Consider the following 1,396-nt stretch of genomic DNA (forward strand, 5'->3'; position numbering starts at 1 on the left):
GTGGCGCTCCTGAGGTTTGTGTGGGCGTCATTTCTGCTGTTCAGGGTGGGTTGTGTTGTTGGACGCAGCGTTCGGCGAGTTGCCGGTGAAATGAGGGACGCGCACGTGTTGGGCCTCTAGATTTCGGGGTTCCTACACCAACCTCAACCCGGAGGACCGCTACACGTGCGCGTCAGTACTGCATTTAACCGTCTGCTTCAAATCCCCGGTGCATCGGTGTCGGATGTGTCGATCACAGACGACTCCGTCGAGGTCACCGTCAGGCTCGCAGCACGCCGTGTGAAGTGCCCATGCGGCTACACGAGCGCCGCGGCCTACGACCACGCGCCGCGGCGCTGGCGCCATCTCGACTTCGGCCGCCACAAGGTGTGGTTGAAGTATCCGATCCGACGGATCGAGTGCCCGACCTGCGGCGTCCGGACCGAGGACATTCCGTGGGCGCGTCCGACAGCACGGCATACACGCGACTTCGAGGACATGGTGCTGTGGTTGGTCACCCGCACCGATCGGACCTCGGTGTCGACCTTGATGCGCTGTGCATGGCGGACGGTCACCTCCATCGTCACGCGGGCAGTCGATGCGTTGATCGACTCGCGCAGGCTCGAGAATTTGTATCGAATCGGAGTCGACGAAATCTGCTACCGACATCCGCACAAGTACCTCACCATCGTCGGCGATCACGACACCGGCAAGGTCGTCTACATCACCGAGGGCCGGGGCCGAGACTCGTTTTCGGAGTTCTTCGAGCAGCAGTCGGCGAAAGAGCGCGACAAGGTGCAGGTGGTGTCGATGGACGGCTCTCCCGCCTTCCGTGCCGCCGCAGAGGATCACGTCCCGCAGGCTCGTCAGTGTATGGACCCCTTTCATGTGATGCAGTGGGTGAACCGAGCCTTGGATCGTGTGTTCTCCGACGCGGCGTCTGTTCGCCGGACCTTGTCGATGCAAGCCCCGGAATGGCGTAAAGCTCGCACAGTGTTGCGGCTCGGTCAGAATCGGCTCACCAAGAAACACAAGTCGTTGCTGCGGACGGTGACCGCAGCCGATACCGAGGTCGGGACAGCGTGGCGTCTGAAGGAGCAGTTCCGCGATCTCTACCGCAAGATCGCGCCCCAGAACGCTGCACGGTATCTACGGCGGTGGATCGAAGAAGCGCAGTCCTGCGGGATCAACGCGTTCGTACAACTGGCCCGGATGATCGACAAGAAATCCGAGCAAATCTGTGCAGCAATCGAGTTGGGGATATCCAATGCCCTTATCGAGGGGATCAACTCGAAGATCAGACTGATCAATGCCCGCGGTTACGGTCATCATTCAGCAAAATCACTCACGGCGATGATCTATCTCAATCTCGGCGGAATCGAGGTAAAACTGCCCACACAAACGTAAGGAGGGGCAC

At 60.2% G+C, this 1,396-nt stretch carries 1 protein-coding gene; it reads left to right on the top strand.

The features are described 5' to 3' along the window. The first annotated feature begins 165 nt into the window (after positions 1-165). Positions 166-1,386 carry an ISL3 family transposase gene (locus MLGJGCBP_RS21275; protein ID WP_160097904.1) on the top strand — a complete coding sequence of 407 codons (1,221 nt, stop codon included), beginning with the start codon at positions 166-168 and terminating at the stop codon, positions 1,384-1,386. Positions 1,387-1,396: the final 10 nt, after the last annotated feature.

This window comes from Rhodococcus sp. T7, from assembly GCF_009872365.1.
Classification (GTDB): domain Bacteria; phylum Actinomycetota; class Actinomycetes; order Mycobacteriales; family Mycobacteriaceae; genus Rhodococcus_F.